Here is a 20,203-nt window from a genome sequence, read left to right as displayed (position 1 = left end):
ACAGGCGGCCGCCGTGGCGGAACTCAAGGGAAGCGGGCTGGGATGACGGGTTCGACCAGATCCAGCACAGTCGATGACATCGTCGGTCGCAGTGCGGCCCGTGCGCCGGGGGACACGGCCGTGCTGTTCCAGGACCGGGCCTGGACCTACGCGGAACTCGACGCGGCGGTCAGCCGCGTGGCCCGGCATCTGCTCGACCTCGGAGCGAGCGCCGGGGACCGGGTCGCCGCGTACGGCAAGAACTCCGACGCCTACCTGATCGGCTTCCTCGCCTGTGCCCGCGCCGGACTGGTGCACGTACCGATCAACTTCGCGTTGCGCGGGGCGGAGCTTTCCTACCTGCTCGAACAGTCCGGCAGTTCGATGGTGCTCGTCGACCCGCCGCTGCGGCCGGCGGTGGACGAGGTCGGGACGGCCTCGGTGCACGTCGTCGCGCTACGCGACGAACCGGGATCCCTGCTGGAGGTGAGTTCGGCCGGACCGGTTCCCGACCTCGATGTGGCGGTGGTCGACACCGACCTGGTGCAGCTCCTCTACACCTCGGGCACGACCTCGCGGCCCAAGGGCGCCATGATGACGCATCGGGCTCTGGTGCACGAGTACCTTTCCTGCCTGGTGGGTCTCGACCTGACGAAGGACGACGCCCCGCTGCACGCCATGCCGCTGTATCACAGTGCGCAGATGCACGTCTTCCTGATGCCGTGGCTCGCGGTGGGCGCCCGCAACACCATCGTGGAGACCCCGGACCCGACCGACGTGCTGCGCCGTATCGAGGAGGACGGTCACGGGGCGTTCTTCGCGGCACCCACCCTGTGGGTCGCCCTCGCGGGGAACCCGGACTTCACGCGTCGGGATCTCTCCAGCCTGCGCAAGGCCTACTACGGCGCCTCGATCATGCCCGGACCCGTGCTGGAGAAGCTCCGGTCCGCGCTGCCTGAGCTCGGGTTCTACAACTGCTTCGGCCAGTCCGAGATCGGCCCGCTGGCCACGATCCTTCGCCCCGAGGAACACGACGCGCGCCCCACCTCCGCCGGGCGGGCCGCGCTCTTCGTGGAACTCCGGGTCGTCAACGACGAGGGCGCGGACGTCGCTCCCGGTGAACTGGGCGAGGTCGTGTACCGCTCGCCGCAGCTCTGCGAGGGCTACTGGGACAAGCCCGAGGAGTCTACGGAGGCCTTTCGGGGCGGCTGGTTCCACTCGGGCGACCTGGTGCGCGTCGATGAGGCCGGATATCTCGAGGTCGTGGACCGGATCAAGGACGTGATCAACACCGGCGGAATCCTCGTCGCCTCCCGCGAGGTCGAGGACGCCCTCTACACCCACCCCGGAGTGGGCGAGGCCGCCGTGGTCGGCATCCCTGACGAACGGTGGATCGAAGCCGTGACCGCCTACGTCGTCCCCCGCGACGACGCGGACACGACCACCCTCCCCGACCAGCTCGTCAAGCACGTGCGGGACCACCTCGCCCCCTTCAAGGTCCCCAAGTCGGTCCACCTCGTCGAGTCCCTCCCCCGCAACGCCTCCGGCAAGATCCTCAAACGGGAGCTCCGGGACGCGCCATCCGAGTGAGGGGCACCTCCTCCGCCCGCTTGACTTCCACCGAACTTGAGGAATCAGGGTGGGGTCATGACCAACACAACGATGCGTGCGGCAGTGTTCAATCGGTTTGGCTCGCCGGAGGTGCTCCAGGTCGCCGAGCTTCCTGTTCCCGAACCGGGGCCGGGGGAGGTGCGGGTCGCGGTGCGGGCCGCCGGGGTGCAGCCGATCGACACTGCCGTGCGGCGAGGCGAGGTGCCGTGGGCGCCCAAGGAGTTTCCGCGGACCCTGGGCAACGAGTTCGCCGGGGTGGTGGACGCGGTCGGGGACGACGTCGCCGAGTGGGCGGTGGGTGACGAGGTCATCGGCTGGGCCATGATGACCTGCTATGCCGAGTACACCGTGGTCTCCGCCGACCAGATGGTGGCCAAGCCGGCGGCCGTGCCGTGGGAGGTCGCCGGTGTGTTGTCCGCGTCGGGGCAGACGGCGGATACGGCGCTGGAGAGCTTGGGTGTGTCCGAAGGGGAGACGCTGCTCGTGCACGCCGCCGCCGGCGGAGTGGGGACCTACGCGGTGCAGTTGGCGGTGCACCGCGGGGCCACGGTGATCGGCACCGCGAGCCCACGCAACCACGAGTACCTGCGCTCGCTCGGGGCGACCCCAGTGAGCTATGGCGAAGGGCTCGTGGAACGGGTGCGTGGCGTCGCTCCCCGGGGTGTGGACGTGGCACTGGACGCCGCCGGACCCGACGCGCTGCGGGCCTCGGTCGAACTGGTGGCCGATCGCCGTCGAATCGGCACGATCACCTCCTTCGACCTCGTCGACGAATACGGGGTCCAGCCCCTCCGCAGCCAACGATCCCCGAGCAGGTTGCGCCGACTCGCGGATCTCTACGCGGAGGGCGCCCTCCAGGTGGCCATCGCCGGTTCCTACGACCTCGCCGACGCCGCCGAGGCCCACCGGCAGTCCGAGACCGGACACCTCCAGGGGAAGATCGTGCTCACCACCAGGTAGTGAGGGATACGGGAGGCGGCACGCCTCCCGCCCCGACGACGGCGTCTGGCCGCGTCTCCCGGACTCCTCGGCTAATCCGCCATTTCTTCGGTCGCCTCCGTGCGCGCGCCGAACACGGCCTCGTGCAGCAGCTCGACGGGGTGGCGCGCCTCGCGCTCGGTTCCGTGGGCGATCTGCTGGCGGCAGGAGGTCCCGGTGGCGCACACCGCGGCGTCCGGCGCTCGGTTGATCGCGGGGAACAGGCGCTGTCCGCCGATGGTCATGGAAAGGTCGTAGTGTTCGGTCTCGAAGCCGAAGGATCCGGCCATGCCGCAGCATCCGGCGTCGAGTTCGGTGACGGAGCCCCCGGCGACGTGCCGCAGGATCCGCATGGTCGCGGTGGTGCCGAGCGCGGCCTTCTGGTGGCAGTGCCCGTGGAAGAGGACGTCGGACGCGCCCGCCTCGGCTCCCTCGGGCACGGTGAGGCGCCCGTCGTCGAGCGCCTCGGCGAGGAGGTCCTCGACGAGCGTCGCGCTGGCGCCCACGGCCGCCGCCCGCTCGCCGCCGACCAACTGTTGGTGCTCGTCCTTCAGGGTGGCCACGCACGACGGCTCACACCCGACGATGGTCGCCCCGCGCTCGACGTCCTCCGCAAGTCGTGTGACCAGGGTGTTCGCGGTGGCCTTGGCCTCTTTCAGCAGCCCCTTGGAGATCTGGGCCCGGCCACAGCACACGTCCTCGGCCAGCCGGACGCGGTACCCGGCGTGTTCCAGGAGCTCGATCGCCGCCCGGCCGACGTGTGGCTCGGTGAAGGTGGTGAAGGAGTCGGCGAGGAACACGACCTCCCGCGCGTTCGGCTCGGCGGCCGGGGCGGTGTTCCGGCGCCGGAACCACCGCACCAAATTCCCGCGCTCGAAGTGGGGGAGGGGGCGCTGACGTTCGACACCGACGAACCGGTGCAGCAGGGCGCGGACCGGCCGCAGGTTGGCGACAAGGTTGGACAGCGGCGCACCCCACGACCCCCACCGGTTGAGCTGGCGGATCCGACCGAAGAGTCGGCTGCGTACGGGGGTCCCGTGCTCCTCGTGGTGCGCGGCCAGAGCCTCACTCTTGAAGGTGGCCATGTCGACCGACATGGGGCACTCGTTCTTGCACGCCTTGCACTCCAGGCACAGGTCGAGGACCTCGTTGACGCGTTCGTCCGCCAGCGCGGCCTTCGGGTCCGGGGACGACAGCGCCTGGACCAGCGTGAGGGCGCGCCCGCGCGTGGAGTCCTCCTCGTCGCGAGTGGCCATGAACGACGGGCACATGGTGCCGCCCGAACCGGCCGGTTTCCGGCACGCTCCGATGCGTTGGCACCGGTCCGCCGTGTCCCGCATCCCCCCGTGCTCGGAGAAGTCGAAGTGCGTGGTGAGCGGGACGGCCGTGGGGATCTTCGGCGTCCGCAGGTTGTCCGTCATGGGTGGTGCGTCCACGATCTTGCCTGGGTTGAGCAGGTTGTCCGGGTCGAACAGGGCCTTGGCCTCCCGGAACGCCCCATACAGTTCCGCCCCGAAGATCCGCTCGTTGAACTCGCTGCGCACCAGCCCGTCGCCGTGCTCACTGGAGTTGACGCCACCGTAGGACAGGGCCAGCTCACAGACCTCCTCGGCGACCGCACGCATGGTCGCCACCTGGCCGGGCTGGCTCAGGTCCATGAACGGACGCACATGCAGGCATCCCGCCGAGGCGTGACCGTAGAAGCCGGCACGCAGGCCGTGGCGGTCCAGGATCTCGGCGAACTTGGTCGTGTACTCGGCGAGGTGCTCGGGCGGCACCGCCGTGTCCTCCACGAACGCCACCGACCGCTCGGACGGCTTGCCCGCGCGCATCAACAGCCCAAGGCCCGCCTTGCGCAGGGCCCGGAACGGCTGCTGCTCCGCGGCCGTCGTGGCACGGGGAGCCGCGTAACCGTGTCCGTGGTCCTGCCACAGTTTGGTGAGCCGCGCGGCACCCGCCTCGGCCTCGGCCACGGAGTCGGCGTAGAACTCGACGAACAACAGGGCGCGCGGATCCCCCTCCAACCGCCGCACCAGATGCCCGTGCTGCGGCGACTGTCGGGCCAGGTCGAGGATGAAGTTGTCGACCAGCTCGATCGCGGACCCGTCGGCCGCCATCGCGTCGTCCGTCGCGGCGATGGCCTCCGTGGTGGTGGTGAAGTGACCGACCACCATCACCGTCGCGGCGGGTTTCGGGGTCAGCGTCACCTCGGCCTCGGTGACCAGTGAGAGCGTGCCCTCGGAGCCCACCGTGAACGCGGCGAGGTCGAAGGGGTCAGCGACCAGCCGGTCCATCCGGTAGCCGCCGGCGCGGCGCCAGAACGTTCCCGACTGCGCCTCGACGGCGGAGCGGCAGCGGGCCGCCAGGCGGGGGAGTTCGCGGTAGAGCCGCCCCTCCAGGTCGTTCTGCGCCGCCTTGGCGTCGGCGACCGACGGGGCCACCGGCCCGAGTCGCACGTGGGATCCGTCCGCCAACACGGCCGCCAGGGAGCGCACGTGGTCGATGGTCATGCCGTAGGCGGCCGAGCGTGACCCGCAGGAGTTGTTGCCGATCATCCCGCCGAGCGTGGCCCGGTTGCTCGTGGAGGTGTCGGGGGCGAAGAACAGGCCGTGGGGGGCGGCCGCGGCGTTCAGCTCGTCCTGGACCAGGCCCGGCTGCACGCGGGCGACGCCCGCCTCCGCGTCCAGCTCCAGGACGTGGCGCATGTGGGTGGAGAAGTCGAGGACCACCGCTTGACCGACGGTCTGGCCACAGTGGCTGGTGCCCGCTCCGCGAGGGAGTACCGGGACCCCGAAGTCGCGCGCCGTCTCCATGACCGCTACGACGTCGTCGCTTCCCCGAGGCTGGACGACCCCCAGGGGCACGATCTCGTACATGCTCGCGTCGGTGGCGTACATATGGCGGGTGTAGGCGTCGAACCGCACCTCTCCGGCGACCGAGCGGCGCAGTTCCTCGGCGAGGTCGTCCCTGGGGCCGTCATGCTGAGTGCGGGGGGAGGGCAGTGCCACGGAGACTCTCCACGAGTACTGTGCGACTGGTTCCTGTCGACTGTAGGCAGTTCCGTATCGCAAGAGCAATAGTCTGTAATGCGAAACCTGGGTCCCCGGTTTTTTCGTCACTCATCCGCGCGCTCTCGACGCAAGGTCCGTGGTGAGGCGAAGGTGTGACCCCTTGACAGGTAGCCCCGCACGGCCAAGACTTTCGTAGATCGACAACGGTTTTCCGTTTTTCGGAATCCGAGGGGAGAGTCAATGTCGGGCGGTTCGCACTTCCTGCAGATCCCGGGACCAACCAACGTCCCCGACCGCGTACTCCGCGCCATCAGCTATCCAACGATCGACCACCGCGGCGCCGAGTTCGCCGACCTCGGCCGTGCCGCGCTGGACGGACTCCGCTCCGTGGTGCGTACCGAGGGCGACGTCGTTCTCTACCCGGCGTCGGGTACGGGGGCGTGGGAGGCCGCACTCGTCAACACGCTCTCACCCGGTGACCGGGTGCTGATGTTCGAGACCGGTCACTTCGGCACCCTGTGGGCGGGCGTCGCTCACGACCTCGGCCTGGAAGTCACCCTCGTTCCCGGCGACTGGCGCAGCGGTCCGGACCCTGAAGAGCTGGAGCGGCGTCTCCGGGAGGACACCGAGCACCTGATCAAGGCCGTCGCCATCGTCCACAACGAGACCTCGACCGGTGTCACCAGCCGGCTCCCGCACCTGCGCGCCGCGATGGACCGGGCTCACCACCCCGCGTTGTTGCTCGTGGACACGATCTCCTCGCTCGGCTCCGTCGACTACCGGCACGACGAGTGGGGGGTCGACGTCACGGTGGGGTGTTCACAGAAGGGACTGATGCTCCCACCGGGGCTCAGCTTCAACGCCATCAGCCCCAAGGCCAGGGAGGCCGCACACCGGGCCTCGCTCAATCGGTCCTACTGGGACTGGGCGCCCATGCTGGAGGCCGGAACCAAGGGCTTCTTCCCCTACACTCCGGCCACCAACCTGCTCTACGGCCTCAAGGAGGCCGTGGCGATGCTGCACGAGGAGGGACTGGACTCCGTGTACGCGCGCCACCGGCGGCACGCCGAGGCCACCCGCCGCGCGGTGGGGACGTGGGGGTTCGAGACCCAGTGCCGCGTCCCCGAGGAGCACAGCCCGGTCCTCACCGCGGTGGTCATGCCCGACGGCCAGGACGCCGACGCCCTGCGCGCCGCCATCCTGAGCCACTTCGACATCTCCCTCGGCGCGGGACTCTCGCGCCTCTCGGGGCGGGTGTTCCGAATCGGCCACCTCGGCAGTCTGAACGACGCGGCGCTCCTGGGAACGCTCGCGGGCGTCGAGGCGGGGCTTCGGGTCGCCGGGATCTCGCACCGCAGTGGCGGCGTCACCGCGGCGCTGGAGTACCTCGCGGACACCGCGACGCCGTCCTGACGACGCGCGAGTGGGGGGTGCCGGATCCGTCCGGCACCCCCCACCGTCGTCGGCGTGGGGTCGGCCTCAGATCGCGCCCATCGCCCACAGGCCCACGACCCCGAGCATGGAGAACGTGCCGCCGACGAAGGTGACGCCACCGTAGGAGATGAGTGCGGCGCGTAGCGTCATGCCCGACAGTGTGGTGCAGACCCAGAAGTAGCTGGAGTTGAAGTACTTGATGATGACCGACCCGCAGGCCGCGGACAGCATGGTGGCCTCGGGGGAGAGCCCCAGGGTCCCCATCATCGGCGCGGTGATCGACGCCGCCGTGATCACGCCGACCGTGGTGGATCCGGTGACCATGTTGGCGAGCACCCCGATCAGGAAGGGGAGCACGATCGCGGGGATGCCCCAGGCGAGGGTCTGTTCGGCGATGGAGTCCACCGCGGGGGTGGCCTGCAGCAGTTGGCTGAGGGAGCCGCCCAACCCCGTCACCATGATGATCATGGCGGAGGAGCGCAGCGCGTTCTCCACCCACGTGTCCTTCAGGGTCTCCGGCCCCTCGTAGCAACGGGTGCGCCAGGCCAGGAAGTACGCGAGCAATACCCCGATTCCCAGGGCGAGTACCGGCCACCCCACCAGCATCGCGATGCCGTGCATGGGGTGGTCCTCGGGCAGTAGGAAGTCGGCGACACTGCTGCCGGCGATCAACAGCAACGGCACGATCACCGGCGCGTAGGACAGACCGAGCGACGGGAGCGGGCGTCGTTCGGTCTTGGTGTCCGCCGCCTTCCCGTCGGCGTCGTCCTCCGACGGATCGGCGGCGCCGATGTGCCACCCGTCCTTGTTGGCGTGGGCCAGGTACTTCTCCGATGGGGGCGAGGGGACACGGGGACCGACGATCCGCGCGTAGACCCACCCCGCCAGTGAACCGATCATGGTGACGATCGACCCGTACAGGATGATCAGCCCGATGTCGGCCTCGACCACGGCGGCCGCGGCCAGCGGGCCGGGTGTCGGTGGGACCACGGCATGGGTGAGCTGCATGGCGCCGACGAGACCGGTGGCCATGAAGCTCATGGTCACGCCGGTCTGTAGGGCGGCGACGTGGACCAGTGGGTTGAGGATGATGTAGCCGACGTCGGAGAAGACGGCGAGACCGATGACGAAGCCGGCCAGGGTGAGGGCCAGTGCCATGTTCCGTTTGCCGACCACCCGCAGCATCGACTGGGTGATGCGCTCGACGGCGCCGCTGTTGCGGAGTGCCTCGGCGATGAGGGTGCCGAGCACGATGACGACGGCGATGGACTGGATCGTGCGCCCGAAGCCGACCTCGAAGGCCTCGATGAAGACGGTGCGGTCGATGGTCGGCGCGAAGCTCAGCAGGACGATCGGGACGAGCAGCGCGATGAACACGTGCCACTTGAACTTGGCGATGAGGAACAGCAGAACGATGATGACGGCGACGAAGCCGATGAGGGCGACGAATGGGTTGTTCGTGATCGTTTCTTCCACGTTCCAGTCCTCTCGGGGGGAGCCGCGCCGGGGAGTGCGACGGCAGACTGGTCGGGCGTGGATCCGGCGACGCTGCCGGGCCACACCAGGCCCGGGCCCGCGCACCGAGATCCGGCTGGGACGGGATGCGCCCGGGGAAAATGGGGAACGAAAGAAACTCGTTTCTGCTTTTCACACTATGGAATTAGAAAATCGAATAACGGAACAGTAGAGCGGGGGTGTGGCGCACGTCAACCCCCGGTGTGATCTGGGAAACACGCGTATCAGGCGCCCGTTGATCTTGCCGCAGGTGACGAGGGTCAGCCCACGCGGCGGTAGCGCAAGGTGAGGTCGCGTTGCCACGTCACGCCGTCGGCGGACTTGTCCCAGGCGCCCTCGATCGAGTCGCCGTCAGCGGAGAACTCGCCACGGAACCGTTGCGCGAAGCCGGGCGAGTCGCGCCACAGCCGCCACAGCCCGTCGTCGAGGGTCATCGCGTACACACGGTGCACCCCACGGGAGTCGAAGTAGCGCTGGGTGAACAGCGGTCCGGTGAACGGGCCACCGATGCTGGTGGGTTCGATGCCGATCACCGCGATCCCGTCCGGTGCCTCCGGTAGGTCGACGGCCCACCGCTGCACCAGGAAGAACCGGCCCGACAACCACTCGAAGGTCGTCCAGGCCGCCGGTTCCTGTCCACTGGGCTCCTGCCCCTCGGGAAGGACGGTCTCGATGCTCCATCGCCCCACCAGAGGCTCGAGGCGATCGATCTCCGCGTACCGCTCCGGCGGAACATCGGCGGGTGTTGGCTGATTCGTCTCCACGTCCTGGTCATTCCCCGAAAACCGCCCGCCTAGTGCTGACCAGTGTGTTTACCCCCAGAAGTCCGCCATGCGACCCGAAGTGGGCGGCCTGACCCCAACCGACACCTCCGCGGGCGTGGTCACCGAAGGGCGTGTCCGGGGTTCGGGCGAGGGCGGCGACGGTGGGCGCATGGTCCCCGGCCGGTGCCGGCACTATGGCGGTGACGCCAGGCCCCGCGTACCGCGGGTCGTCCGACGAGCGTGACGTGAGGCCCGCACCGACCTCGGCTGGCGGACGCGGAGCCGCCAGCCGAGGGACGCGTCGTGGAAACACAGCGTTTCCGGTCGCTCCTAGGACAGGGGAGTCACCGCCGGATGGCCCGGCGGTACGCCGTCCTGACCGGCCCCGTTCCTACCCGGAGACTTGGTCGCTCAGGGCGCGCAGCCAGATTCCGACGGCGACGGCTCCGGGGTCGGGGTGACCCACGGCCCGCTCGCCGAGATAGCTGCTCCGGCCCAGGGACGCCTGGACCTCGGCCGTGTGCCGCGCGCCCTGGTCGGCGGCGTCCACGGCGTGGCGAAGGGCCGCCGCCGGGTCGGTCCCCGCCGCCACCTCCCGTGCCAGGGCGTCCGCCGCCGGGCGGAGGGCGTCGATCATGGTGCGGTCGCCGACCCGCGCACCGCCGATGCGTTGGACGGCCGCGACTCCGGCGGCGAACGCCTCCGCCCAGGTCGCGGCGTCGGGCTTGTCGGAGGAAAGTCGGTCGCTGGCGCCCAACACCAGCAGCGAGTACAGCGGTCCCGACGTGCCGCCGACCTCCTTGCGCAGCACCTCCGACACACGTAGGAGCAGCGCCTTCTCGGTGCTCTCCTTCGCCAGCGTGTCGGCCTGCTCGAGGAGAACGCGAGCGCCGCGGGCCAGGTTCGTTCCCATGTCGCCGTCGCCGACGTTGCGGTCGAGTTCGGTGAGGCGGTCCTCCGCCTCCAGGACGGCGCGGGCCGCTGCGCCCACCGCGTCGAGAAGCCGGGACATGTCGGCCCCGGCGCGGGACCCCGTCGACCGCGTCGCGCCGCCGTTCTCGGGGACGGGCAGCTCAGAGCGTTCGGCGTCGGGAACGCGACCGGTGGCCCGGGGCCACGCGGCGGCGTCGGTCGGGGCGTCGAGAAGTTCGAGTTCCTGGTCCGTGACGTCCACGATCGAGACGGAGCACCCCGCCATGTCGAGCGCCGAGAGGAACGTACCGACCCAGAGCCGTTCGACTTCCACTCCTTCGGACCGAAGCGCGGAAAGGACTCGGCCGGCGGTGATCTCCAGCTCCATCGGGGTCGTCGTTCCCAGGCCGTTGACCAGGACCGCGGTCCTGGCACCGGCTCCCAGCTCGGCCCGCGCGGTGATCGCCCGCACCAGGACCGAGGCGAGTTCGCGGGCGGGCACCATGGTTCCGCGTTCCCGTCCCGCCTCACCGTGGATGCCCAGGCCCCACTCGACCTCGTCGTCCTCCAGCTCGAAGTTGGGAGCCGACGCTCCGGGAAGCACGCACGGCGCGGTCGCCACCCCCATGCTGGCGACCTTCGCGGCGAACCCGCGCGCGATCGAGGCGACCTCCTCGAGTGGCAGTCCCCGCGCCGCGGCCGCCCCCGCGACCTTGTGGACCAGGACCGTCCCGGCGATCCCCCGGCTTCCCACCCGGGAGGCCGCCTCGATCGCGACGTCGTCCTGGACGATGACCGTCTCCACGGGGATTCCCTCGGCCTTGGCCATCTCGGCCGCGAGTCCGAAGTTGAGCGTGTCCCCGGTGTAGTTCTTCACCACCAGCAGCGCCCCCGCGGCCCCGGCCGTCGCCCGGATCCCGGCGAGGACGTCGTCCACCGACGGCGAGGTGAACACGGGTCCCAGCACGGCGGCGTTCAGCATCCCGGGCCCCACGTAGCCGGCGTGCGCGGGTTCGTGCCCCGATCCACCTCCGGAGAGCACGGCGACCTGCCCGGAGTTCGTGGTGCCGCTGTCCGCCCGGGCGACGACGTTCCAGCCTCGCACCTTGGCGAGGCCGTCGGAGTGGGACACCAGACACTCGATGAAGTCGCCGACCGCCTCACCGGGGGTGTCCAAGATCTTCTTCATGCTGTGACTCCGAACTATAGGAGGGACGTGTGCATCGCCAACACCACACCATGCAGTGCCTCTCTGTCTCCCGATTCTGCCGAATGGGTGTTGTGTCCGGGACGCGACGTGATCGTGGGTGATCGGTGTGGGCTTCGCGGCAGGCACGGGCCACGGATCACGTGGGTACGGTGCCCCTCGAGGCACGCACTCGGCCACGGGACGAAACGCGGCATGGGCGCGACGACATACCCCCGTTTACGGCGAATTGTGATCTTCCGGGGCCTATTAACGGCATAGCACGCAGATCATCCATGTGATAAATGTTCCTGGAGTGGAGATGTCATAGCTGTGCGTGCCCGCCGCGGGCGCTGCGTGAGGAGCCTGATTGCTGACGCGTGCTGGTCGCCCCCTGACCTTCCTCGCGACGATGACCGCCGCCGCGACCCTGACGGCGGGGTGCGGCCTCCTCGGACTGGGGGACGACGCCGAACCGGGCGAAGGCACGGAGAACGGCGAGGCCGCCGGGGAGCGGGGCGACGAGGCCGCGCAGCCGGTCGATGCGACAGGTGAAGCTGTGGCCAGCAGGGAGACCAACCCCTGGAAACTCCACGGCGGCGTGGCGGAGGTCAGCCTGCACCGGGTCGACGACGAACACATGGTCGCCCAGATGACGGTGACGAGCGAGGAAGGCAACGACCTACACACGAGTTCCCACCTCGCCGAAGGGTTCGGCGAGTCCCAGGACTACTCGTGGGACTACTTCTCCGGAATCGCCTGGCTCGACCAGGACGGCCGGACCCTGCACCGGCCGTACTACGAGGGCGACGGGGACGCGTGCCTGTGCAGCTCCTCGGACAACTCCTACCTCACCTCCGAAGGCGACACCTGGGAGGGCTACGCCGTGTTGGCGGCGCCCCCGGAGAACGTGGAGGCACTCACCGTCGTCACGCACGTGGCCCTGCCGTTCGTCAACGTGCCCATCGAGGACGGCGCCCCGGACGGCTTGGAGTACACCCCGCCCAGCGACGCCCCCGACGCGGAACCCGAGGTGGCCGAACTGGAGTCCGTCATCGAGTCCGACATCGACTACCAGACCGAGGGGTTCGGATCCGCCGAGCCCATCGCCAGCAACGGCGACGAGGACGGGCGGGCGCTCAACCGTCGGGTGACCATCAGCGTGCCCCGTGGTACGGAGGTCGCCGGAGACCCAGTCCAGGAGCAGGAGGACGAACTGGCCGACGGGGATTCCGAGCGGGGCGAGGGGATCGCGGTGGAGGAGGCCGCTGTCACCGGTCCCGCCGGGGACAACGAGGACGCCGAGGTCGATATCCAGCTCACCGCTCTCGAGGCGATCACCCCGAGCACGGCGCTGCTCACCTACGCGATCCACAACCCCAACGCGAACGACGTCCGGGTGAGCCTCGACCTCTCCTCCGTTCGCTGGGGGGAGTTCCGCTATCACGGCACGCACGCCGTGACGCTCAGCGACCCCGACGGCGACCGCACCGCCCACCCGCTCCGGGTCCACCCCCCGGACGACAGGGATCAGCCCTACTGCTTCTGCAGCTCCACCGCCGGAGTGGACGGCGGGTCCACCAACCTGCACGGGGAAACGTCACGCGAGTTCTACGCGATGCTTCCGATCACTCCCGGTACCACTGTCACCGACGTGACCTTAGGCCCCGTCGGCACCATCGAAGGAGTGGCCATCGCCTGACAGCGCTCCGTGTGGGTCAGGGACTCCGGGCACCCGTCATTCACGGGCGGTGCTCCGACCCGGTGTGCTCAATCTCCTGGGCGCAGGGTGCGGGTGGCTCCGGCGATGAGCGCGGTGGCGAGCACCCAGCCGGCGGCGATGACCACCCACGCCAGCCACTGGGTGCCTCCGGTGGGGTCCCACGCACCGCGCTGCTCGAAGACGCTCACCGGAACCAGCAGGTCCAGCGTGTAAATGAACGGGTTGAACGTCCGCTGGTGGTCCGGGTCGATCTGGGTGGGCGGCACCAGGTGGAACACGACCGTTCCCACCGCGAGCAGGAGGGCACTCCAGGCTCCCGCCATCCACGGGCGGTAGCCGTTGCCGACCAGAGCGTCCAGTAGGTGGCCCCACATCCGGCTGGGCAGCGGGAGGGTGCCGCGCCACTGGCGGACCCGCGCGTGCCGGACCCGCCGCGCGAGCTGGTCCTGACCGTTGCTCCGGTACCAGGCGGCCAGTTGTTGGTAGGGCTGTGGGCGGTAGCCGTGCGGGCCACGGGACACCCACGAGAGATGGTCGCGCAGCGGCCACGCGGGCCGGAGGGACACGTACACAGTGTCGGTCAGGTCGACGACGTCGGGATAGGAGTGCGGGTGGGAGTAGAGCACGCCGAAGTGCGAGCTCGCGAAGCTCACCCGGCCCGTGACGGACGCCGGTGTGAAGATGAGCTGGTCCACCCGGGCGTGGCTGAGGTGTACCGCGCGGTCCGACGCGGAGATGCGTGCCTCCCGGAACAGCAGGGTGCCGTCGATGTGCGCCCCACGGAGCCGCACGGTGCCGTTCACCGTGGTGTGCTCGAGACTGATCATCCCGGCCCGCATGTCGTCGCCTCGGAGCGCCTGCTCCCCCACACCGGTCAGCGTGGACCTCTCCAGGTGCAGACCGCCGGTCAGGGTGGACCCGGGGACACGGACGCCCTGGATCGTGCTGTTGCGGAGGAACGTCCCGCCCTCCACCTGTAACCCCCCGGCGAACAGCCCCCACGGGAGCGGCTCCTCGGGGCGACCGCTGACCGACATTGGGCGTGCGCGTGGGCTGACGTGGTCGGGCGCGCGCAGACTGGCGTTGTTGATCCGCAGTACTCCGGTGATGTGGGCGTTGTCGAGCCGCACGCCTTGCGACACGGTGGAGGAGTCCAGGCTGAACACCCCTTTGACAGCGCACCGTGTCGCGTTGATCCTTCTGATCCAGCAGTCGTTCAACCGCACGGAGCGGGTGGTGGCGTCGACCAGTCGAATCTCCCCCTCCACGGCGCACCCGGCGAGCCGTAGCTCTCCGGTGATCGTGGCGTCGCGCAGGTCCAGTAGTCCCACGATGCGCGCGCCGTAGAGCTGCAGGCTGGGGCCCTGCCCGGGGGCGTCGCCGTCGGTCGCGAGTAGTTCCGCCAGCACGGACGCGCGTACGGTCCGGCTCCGGGGCCAGGTTCCCGCCCGTGCGGGGTCGTCCCGCGCGTCGCCGCGCCGCAGGTCGACCCGCTCACGGGCGAGAAACGCGCGTGCGACCCGGCGTTCGGTCGCTGTCAGCCGTCTGAGGCGGAAGGGGGGCCGCATGGCGCGACCCTATCCGCGCGTCGTGGGCGCGAACGGAGCCGGGGCGGGCGTCACGGACAGCGCCGCGCGACATTTAAGAATCGCGGGGAAACACTGCCGCGTCCTGACAGGGTTCGCTGCCACGGTGTTGTCCATGGACAGAGAGATCACCAGTCAACTCAAGGACAAGGTCGCGCTCGTGGCCGGCGGGACGCGGGGGGCGAGCCGCGCCATCGCCGTCGAGCTCGGGCGGGCCGGGGCGACCGTCTACGTGACCGGACGTAGCGGTGCGGGGGAACAGTCGGAGATCGGGCGACAGGAGTCGATCGACGGCACGGTGGGACTGATCGAGGCGGCCGGAGGGACGGCGCACGCGGTGCGCGTCGACCACCTCGTCCCCGAGGAGGTGCGCCAGCTCGCCGAGCGCGTCGACGCGGAGCAGGGGCGGCTGGACATCCTGGTCGACGGCGTGTGGGGCGCGGACTTCGCGATGGAGTGGGACACCCCCGTCTGGGAGCACTCCCTGGAGGCCAGCCTGCGCATGATCCGTAGCGGAATCGAGTCCCACGTCATCACGAGTCACTTCCTGCTGCCGCTGGTGATTCGCCAGCCCGGGGGGCTGGTGGTCGACATGACCGACGGGACCGCCGAGTACAACCAGCACTACCGGACGGGCACCACGCTCGCGTTCTACCTGGCCAAGGCGGCGTCGCACCCGCTGGCGATCGCGCAGGCGGCCGAGACCGAACCGTACGGCACCACCGCGGTCGCGGTGACGCCTGGCTGGCTGCGGTCCGAGGCGATGCTGGACCACTACGGCGTCACCGAGGCGACGTGGCGCGACGCGCTCACGCGGGTTCCGCACTTCGCCATCTCGGAGTCGCCGACGTTCGTGGGGCGCGGCGTGGTGGCGCTGGCCTCCGACCCGGATCGGCGGCGGTTCTCCGGACAGACCCTGAACAGTGGCCAGTTGGCGCGGATCTACGACATCGACGACGTCGACGGGAGCCGTCCCGACGCCTGGCGCTACGTCACCGAGGTGGAGGCACAGGGGAAGCCCGCCGACACCACCGGCTACCGCTGACGTACGGGGGACACCCCCACCGGGATTTCTCCACTTCCAACCAGTGGGGGTGCACCCCGACCCGCTACAGCGCGGCCAACACCACCCACCCCCGACCAACGCGGCGCGGCGACGTGTTCGGGGGTTAGGAGTCGGGTGCGGCGGGTGCGGCAGGTGCAGCGTGGATCAGCCCCATCCGGCGCACCGTGTCGGCGAACGCGACCCGCAGGGAGTGCGGAGCGAGGACCTCCACGTTGGGTCCCAGCGGCAGGAGTTGGCTCACGGCGATGTCCTCGCGCTGCAAATGGACCTCGACGGTGGTCCAGCCCTCGCTGTCGGGAGCGACGGCGTCGTCCAGGGCCGGGAGCGCGATCTCCTGGTCGAGGAACAGCGGGAGCCGCCGCCTCCCTTCGGGGGAGAGCCGGATCCGGGCGTGGAGGCGATGGATCGAGCGCTCGAACCGGGCCGAGGAGGCGCGCCACCACCGGGGAAGGTCGAAGTCGTCGGGGCGCTCGAAGGTGCTGTCGAGCTCCTCGCCCGACTCGATCCGCGCGACGCGGTAGGTGCGGACGCTGTCCGCCACCCCGGCCACCAGGTACCAGACGCCCGCCTTCAGGACGAGGCCGAGGGGTTCCAAGGTCCGTTCCACGGTGTGTTCGCCACGTCGGTAGCTCACCCGGACACGTCGTTGGTTCCACACGGCGCGCGCCAAGGTGGTGAGGTGCTCGACGTCGTCGTGGGAGCCGAACCAGCCCGGTGCGTCCAGGTGGAACCGGTGTGCCATCTGCTGGGCTTGTCCTCGAAGCCCCGCCGGCAGCGACGCCGACACCTTCGCGTGCGCCGCCGAGACGGCGGTGCCCAGGCCCAGCTCGCCGAGCGCCCCCGGGGCGCCCATCGCGAACAGCGCCACCGCCTCCCGCGCGGTCAGTCCGTCGAGCTGGCTGCGCCACCCATCGACCAGCCGCACCCCGCCATGTCGCCCGGGTTCGGTCCACAACGGGACCCCCGCCGATCGCAACGCGGCGAGGTCCCGATGCATCGTCCGCTCCGAGACGTCCAACGCCCCCGCCAACTCCGCGACGGTCGCCCCCCGCCGGCTCTGCAAGGTGAACAACAACGCCACCAACCGCTCCGCCCGCATACCGTCAGCCTAGGGCGGTGGGGAGTCAGGGGTTCACGTGTAGCGCGGCAGTGCGTCGGTTTCGATGCGCACGTCCTCCAGCGGGTCGGGCAGAGGGATCACCGCACCGTACCGAAAGTGGTGGATCCCCTGGTATCGCCCGTCCCGCGGATCCGAGCGGCACACGGCGGACCCGCGGCGGGGATCGATCAGCAGATAGATGGGAATCCCCATCGACGCGTACACCTGTGGTTTCACCGTGACGTCAGTGGCGGGGTTTCCAGGGGACGCGACCTCCAGTACGAACTCGACCACGTCCGGCGAGTTCAGCCACTCGTCCTCCTCTTCGGCCTTGCTCGGCAGGACGACGAGGTCGGGAATCGCGAGATCGCCGTCATCACCGCCGAAGCCAACAGAAGAGACCTGATAGGTCATGCGATCTGGAGTCAGTTGCCGCTCTACCTGCAACATGACCCGACGCACGACACCGTTGTGCTTGTTCGACGGAGCGGGGGACGCGACGAGACTTCCTCCGAGCACCTCGACACGGAAGCCGGTGGGGAGTACATCGGCCAAGCGGTCCGCGACGGCGCGCAAGGAAGTCTCCCCGTCCCCTCTCGAGCCGTGAGTGCGTGTTTCGACAGTCACAGCCCAAGATCCCTGGCGACATGCTCGGCGGACACGAGTTCGACACCGCCGGAGTGAATCTCCCGCAGTCGCGCCGCGGCGATCCGCCCGCCTTCCTGGTCGATCATCGCCTCGTAGTCCTCCCTGACGTCCCCGTGCGTCCCGTAGCTGGCCTCGCCACCATCGCCAGCCTCATGCATCCGATCAGCGGAGCGATCTGGTGTCTGGGCCACGGAGAGTTCGACTCGGTCCTCGTTCACGGACTCAATCGTGGCGGAAGAACCACGGACTTGATGACGGACGGGTCGTGGGACGCGCTGGTGAGGGCGTCCTCGACCTGGTCGAGGCGGTAGTGGCCGGTGACGAGTGGGTCGAGGGCGACGCGTTCGGTGGCCGCGAGGTCGATCGCGGTGGGCCAGGTGTTGGCGTAGCGGAAGGTGCCGGTGACCTCCAGTTCGTACTGTTGGACCTTCGACAGGGGGAGCGGCACCTCGTCCGCGCCCATGCCGACCAGCACCACGCGGCCGGCGCGCGCAACCGTACGTACCGCGGCGACGGTGGCCGGTACGTTGCCGGAGCACTCCAGCAGGACCGTGGGTTCGAACCCCGACGCGGCGAGGCCGGTGGTCCCCACGTCGACGGTGTCCGCCCCCAGGGAGTCGGCCACGCCGAGCCGCTCGGTGTTGACGTCGGCGACCACCACCTCGGACGCGCCGAAGACCCGCGCCACCTGGGCGGCCAAGAGACCGATGGGGCCCGCGCCGTTCACCAGTACCCGGTCACCGGTCGTCACGCGGGCCTTCTGGCTCGCCCAGATGCCCACGGACAGGGGTTCCAGGAGCGCCGTGGCATCGTCGGTGAGCTGGTCGGGGACGGGATAGGTCATCGCCTCGTGCAGCACGACGTACTCGGCGAAAGCGCCGTCGACCGGGGGAGTGGCGAAGAACCGCATCCGTGGGCACAGGTTGTACCGCCCGGCACGGCACTCCGCGCAGGTGAAGTCCGGAACACCGGGCTCGAGGGCGACCCGCTGTCCCACGTCGACGCGGCTCACGGCGGAGCCGAGCGCCGTCACGACCCCCGACACCTCGTGTCCGAGGACGAGGGGCTTCTCCACCACCAGGTCCTGGATTCGGCCGTGCTCATAGAAGTGGACGTCGGACCCGCACACACCCACGGCGAGGACCTTGATCTGGACCTCGAGTGGCCCGGGTTGGGGAACGGAACGTTCCTGGAGCACGACGCGGCGGACGTCCTCGAGTACTGCTGCGCGCACGGGTCACCTCGCGGGGGACGGGAACACCGGAACTGTCGGATTGGTACCCGGTGCGGAGCCCGGTACCCCCGGTGCGGCGGCCCCGTCCGTTCCGGGGGACTCTCCTCGTTGACCGATCGGTAGCCTGCGTGTGTGCTGTTATGGATCAACGGGCCGTTCGGCGGTGGAAAGACACAGACCGCCTACGAGCTGCGTCGGCGACTCGCCGGCAGCGTTGTCTGTGACCCCGAGGACGTCGGGTTCGGACTGCGACGGATGATGCCCCGGGGGACGAGCCCCGACTTCCAGGAGTTCCCGGCCTGGCGCCAGGGCGTGTTCGAGGTACTGGACCGGGTGCTGACGACACGGAAGGCGCCCGTCATCGCACCGATGACACTCGTCGAGCCAGCTTACTTCGAGGAGATCATCGACCGGCTACGCCACCGTGGCCACACGGTGCGTCACGTCGCGTTGCTCGCGGAGCGTCACACGGTGCTGCGGCGGTTGAACGGGCGCGCGGGGGGACGGGCCGCCGAACTGCTCGCGGGCCGGGGCGCTCCGCTGCGCTGGGAGAGTTTCGCGGTCACCAAGCTCGACACCTGCCTGGAGCGGCTGGCCGAGCCGGAGTTCGCGGAGCACGTGTGGACTGATGGTCTCACCGTCGCCGAGGTCGCCGACCGCGTCGCCGCGTCCGCCGGGCTGGGGCTCGCCCCCAACACCGACGGGCCGCTGTTGGGGCGCCTCCGGCGTGCGTGGACGAGCGCCACTCACATCCGACTCGGCTGAGGCGGCTCCCCGTCGCCGTCCGGCTGGTCACTCCGCTGGTTGGCGGGCCGCTACCGTGCCCTCCTCGTACTGGCGAATGAGTGCGTCCCAGCCGACCATCGCGCTGTCGACGACCTGGTGTGCTTCGTCGCGTCCGCAGCCGTCCCTGGCCAGGATGGACAGGCCGTGCATCACGGTTGTCACATAGGCCGCGAGGGCGTCGCGGTCCGAGCTCGCGGGGAGGTCTCCCTCGTCGACGCCGCGCTGGATCCGCGCGCTGATCCGGGCCCGGACCTCCCGGCGGTTCTGCGCGAGGAAACGGCCGATGTGCTCCTGGCCCGAGCCCAGGTTGAGGCCAGCGAGCACCACCATGCAACCGGGTGGGGTGTCGGGGTCCACGTAGGCGTCGGCGTTGCCACGCAGGGCCGCCTCGACGGCCCCACGGGCGGAGGGCTCCCTGAGCCCGCGTTCGGTCGGTGAGCTGTCAGGGGAGTCGTAGAGCCGGATCGCCTCCCGGAATAACTCGTCCTTGGAGCCGAAGGCCGCGTAGAGACTCGTCGACGTGATTCCCATGGACGCGGTGAGCATGCTCATCGAGGTTCCGGCATAGCCGTGTTCCCAGAACAGGAGCATGGCCGTGCGCAGGGCCGCACGCCGGTCGAACTGCCGGGGGCGCCCACGTCCGCTCATTCGACCTCCTCACGTTGACCTGT

The 20,203-nt window shown here is 69.9% G+C and carries 16 protein-coding genes; 6 read left to right on the top strand and 10 right to left on the bottom strand.

Translation table 11 applies throughout. The features are described 5' to 3' along the window. The first annotated feature begins 42 nt into the window (after window positions 1–42). Window positions 43–1,569 carry an acyl-CoA synthetase gene (locus J4H86_RS13590; RefSeq protein ID WP_236537571.1) on the top strand — a complete coding sequence of 509 codons (1,527 nt, stop codon included), beginning with the start codon at window positions 43–45 and terminating at the stop codon, window positions 1,567–1,569. A 57-nt stretch (window positions 1,570–1,626) separates the two neighbouring features. Then, entirely contained in the window at window positions 1,627–2,550 is a 924-nt protein-coding gene (locus tag J4H86_RS13585; protein ID WP_236537570.1) for an NADP-dependent oxidoreductase, read from the top strand. A 71-nt stretch (window positions 2,551–2,621) separates the two neighbouring features. Here J4H86_RS13585 and J4H86_RS13580 read toward each other — a convergent pair whose 3' ends face one another. Then, window positions 2,622–5,576 carry an FAD-binding and (Fe-S)-binding domain-containing protein gene (locus J4H86_RS13580; protein ID WP_236537569.1) on the bottom strand — a complete coding sequence of 985 codons (2,955 nt, stop codon included), beginning with the start codon at window positions 5,574–5,576 and terminating at the stop codon, window positions 2,622–2,624. A 243-nt stretch (window positions 5,577–5,819) separates the two neighbouring features. Between J4H86_RS13580 and J4H86_RS13575 the strand changes: the two genes are divergently transcribed. Beyond that, window positions 5,820–6,992, top strand: coding sequence for a pyridoxal-phosphate-dependent aminotransferase family protein (locus J4H86_RS13575; protein ID WP_236537568.1), 1,173 nt, complete (start codon window positions 5,820–5,822; stop codon window positions 6,990–6,992). A gap of 66 nt (window positions 6,993–7,058) precedes the next feature. On the opposite strand, the gene J4H86_RS13570 is transcribed toward J4H86_RS13575, so the two are convergent. The 3 genes from J4H86_RS13570 to dhaL all read right to left on the bottom strand — a co-directional run bounded on the left by J4H86_RS13570 (window position 7,059) and on the right by dhaL (window position 11,393). Then, window positions 7,059–8,489 carry a GntP family permease gene (locus tag J4H86_RS13570; protein WP_236537567.1) on the bottom strand — a complete coding sequence of 477 codons (1,431 nt, stop codon included), beginning with the start codon at window positions 8,487–8,489 and terminating at the stop codon, window positions 7,059–7,061. Window positions 8,490–8,788: 299 nt separating this feature from the next. After that, window positions 8,789–9,292, bottom strand: coding sequence for a hypothetical protein (locus J4H86_RS13565; protein ID WP_236537566.1), 504 nt, complete (start codon window positions 9,290–9,292; stop codon window positions 8,789–8,791). 391 nt (window positions 9,293–9,683) lie between these two features. Beyond that, the gene (gene dhaL, locus J4H86_RS13560) at window positions 9,684–11,393 is read right to left on the bottom strand and encodes a dihydroxyacetone kinase subunit DhaL (RefSeq protein WP_236537565.1); all 1,710 of its coding nucleotides are present in this window, start codon (window positions 11,391–11,393) and stop codon (window positions 9,684–9,686) included. Between the two features lie 367 nt (window positions 11,394–11,760). Between dhaL and J4H86_RS13555 the strand changes: the two genes are divergently transcribed. Further along, window positions 11,761–13,092 (top strand): OmpA family protein, encoded by a 1,332-nt coding sequence (locus J4H86_RS13555; protein ID WP_236537564.1) that lies wholly within the window; start codon window positions 11,761–11,763, stop codon window positions 13,090–13,092. Window positions 13,093–13,160: 68 nt separating this feature from the next. Here the strand turns inward: J4H86_RS13555 and J4H86_RS13550 are convergent, their stop codons facing one another. Beyond that, window positions 13,161–14,681 carry a hypothetical protein gene (locus J4H86_RS13550; protein WP_236537563.1) on the bottom strand — a complete coding sequence of 507 codons (1,521 nt, stop codon included), beginning with the start codon at window positions 14,679–14,681 and terminating at the stop codon, window positions 13,161–13,163. A gap of 133 nt (window positions 14,682–14,814) precedes the next feature. Here J4H86_RS13550 and J4H86_RS13545 point away from each other — a divergent pair, with 133 nt between their 5' ends. Next, entirely contained in the window at window positions 14,815–15,744 is a 930-nt protein-coding gene (locus tag J4H86_RS13545; RefSeq protein ID WP_236544024.1) for an SDR family oxidoreductase, read from the top strand. Window positions 15,745–15,868: 124 nt separating this feature from the next. Here J4H86_RS13545 and J4H86_RS13540 read toward each other — a convergent pair whose 3' ends face one another. The 4 genes from J4H86_RS13540 to J4H86_RS13525 are packed head-to-tail and all read right to left on the bottom strand — an operon-like array spanning window position 15,869 to window position 18,746. Further along, complete coding sequence (locus J4H86_RS13540; RefSeq protein ID WP_236537562.1) at window positions 15,869–16,864, bottom strand: helix-turn-helix transcriptional regulator; 996 nt, start codon at window positions 16,862–16,864, stop codon at window positions 15,869–15,871. A gap of 33 nt (window positions 16,865–16,897) precedes the next feature. Continuing rightward, the gene (locus tag J4H86_RS13535) at window positions 16,898–17,440 is read right to left on the bottom strand and encodes a Uma2 family endonuclease (protein ID WP_236537561.1); all 543 of its coding nucleotides are present in this window, start codon (window positions 17,438–17,440) and stop codon (window positions 16,898–16,900) included. Window positions 17,441–17,487: 47 nt separating this feature from the next. Continuing rightward, complete coding sequence (locus J4H86_RS13530) at window positions 17,488–17,730, bottom strand: antitoxin of toxin-antitoxin stability system (protein ID WP_236537560.1); 243 nt, start codon at window positions 17,728–17,730, stop codon at window positions 17,488–17,490. After that, complete coding sequence (locus J4H86_RS13525) at window positions 17,727–18,746, bottom strand: NAD(P)-dependent alcohol dehydrogenase (RefSeq protein ID WP_236537559.1); 1,020 nt, start codon at window positions 18,744–18,746, stop codon at window positions 17,727–17,729. The genes J4H86_RS13530 and J4H86_RS13525 overlap by 4 nt, the downstream gene beginning before the upstream one ends. A gap of 132 nt (window positions 18,747–18,878) precedes the next feature. On the opposite strand from J4H86_RS13525, the gene J4H86_RS13520 reads away from it, so the two are divergent. Beyond that, window positions 18,879–19,511, top strand: coding sequence for an AAA family ATPase (locus tag J4H86_RS13520; protein WP_236537558.1), 633 nt, complete (start codon window positions 18,879–18,881; stop codon window positions 19,509–19,511). A gap of 27 nt (window positions 19,512–19,538) precedes the next feature. Here the strand turns inward: J4H86_RS13520 and J4H86_RS13515 are convergent, their stop codons facing one another. Further along, the gene (locus J4H86_RS13515) at window positions 19,539–20,180 is read right to left on the bottom strand and encodes a TetR/AcrR family transcriptional regulator (protein ID WP_236537557.1); all 642 of its coding nucleotides are present in this window, start codon (window positions 20,178–20,180) and stop codon (window positions 19,539–19,541) included. Window positions 20,181–20,203 lie beyond the last annotated feature (23 nt).

Source organism: Spiractinospora alimapuensis (assembly GCF_018437505.1).
In the GTDB taxonomy this organism is placed as follows: Bacteria; Actinomycetota; Actinomycetes; order Streptosporangiales; family Streptosporangiaceae; genus Spiractinospora; species Spiractinospora alimapuensis.
This window is presented reverse-complemented; position numbering and strand designations above follow the sequence as displayed.

Excerpts from the sequence above, each read along its gene's own strand:
- J4H86_RS13590 (WP_236537571.1), top strand. The coding sequence starts at position 43 with ATGACGGGTTCGACCAGATCCAGCACAGTCGATGACATCGTCGGTCGC.
- J4H86_RS13585 (WP_236537570.1), top strand. The coding sequence starts at position 1,627 with ATGACCAACACAACGATGCGTGCGGCAGTGTTCAATCGGTTTGGCTCG.
- J4H86_RS13575 (WP_236537568.1), top strand. The coding sequence starts at position 5,820 with ATGTCGGGCGGTTCGCACTTCCTGCAGATCCCGGGACCAACCAACGTC.
- dhaL (WP_236537565.1), bottom strand. The coding sequence starts at position 11,393 with ATGAAGAAGATCTTGGACACCCCCGGTGAGGCGGTCGGCGACTTCATC.
- J4H86_RS13550 (WP_236537563.1), bottom strand. The coding sequence starts at position 14,681 with ATGCGGCCCCCCTTCCGCCTCAGACGGCTGACAGCGACCGAACGCCGG.
- J4H86_RS13545 (WP_236544024.1), top strand. The coding sequence starts at position 14,815 with ATGGACAGAGAGATCACCAGTCAACTCAAGGACAAGGTCGCGCTCGTG.
- J4H86_RS13540 (WP_236537562.1), bottom strand. The coding sequence starts at position 16,864 with ATGCGGGCGGAGCGGTTGGTGGCGTTGTTGTTCACCTTGCAGAGCCGG.
- J4H86_RS13515 (WP_236537557.1), bottom strand. The coding sequence starts at position 20,180 with ATGAGCGGACGTGGGCGCCCCCGGCAGTTCGACCGGCGTGCGGCCCTG.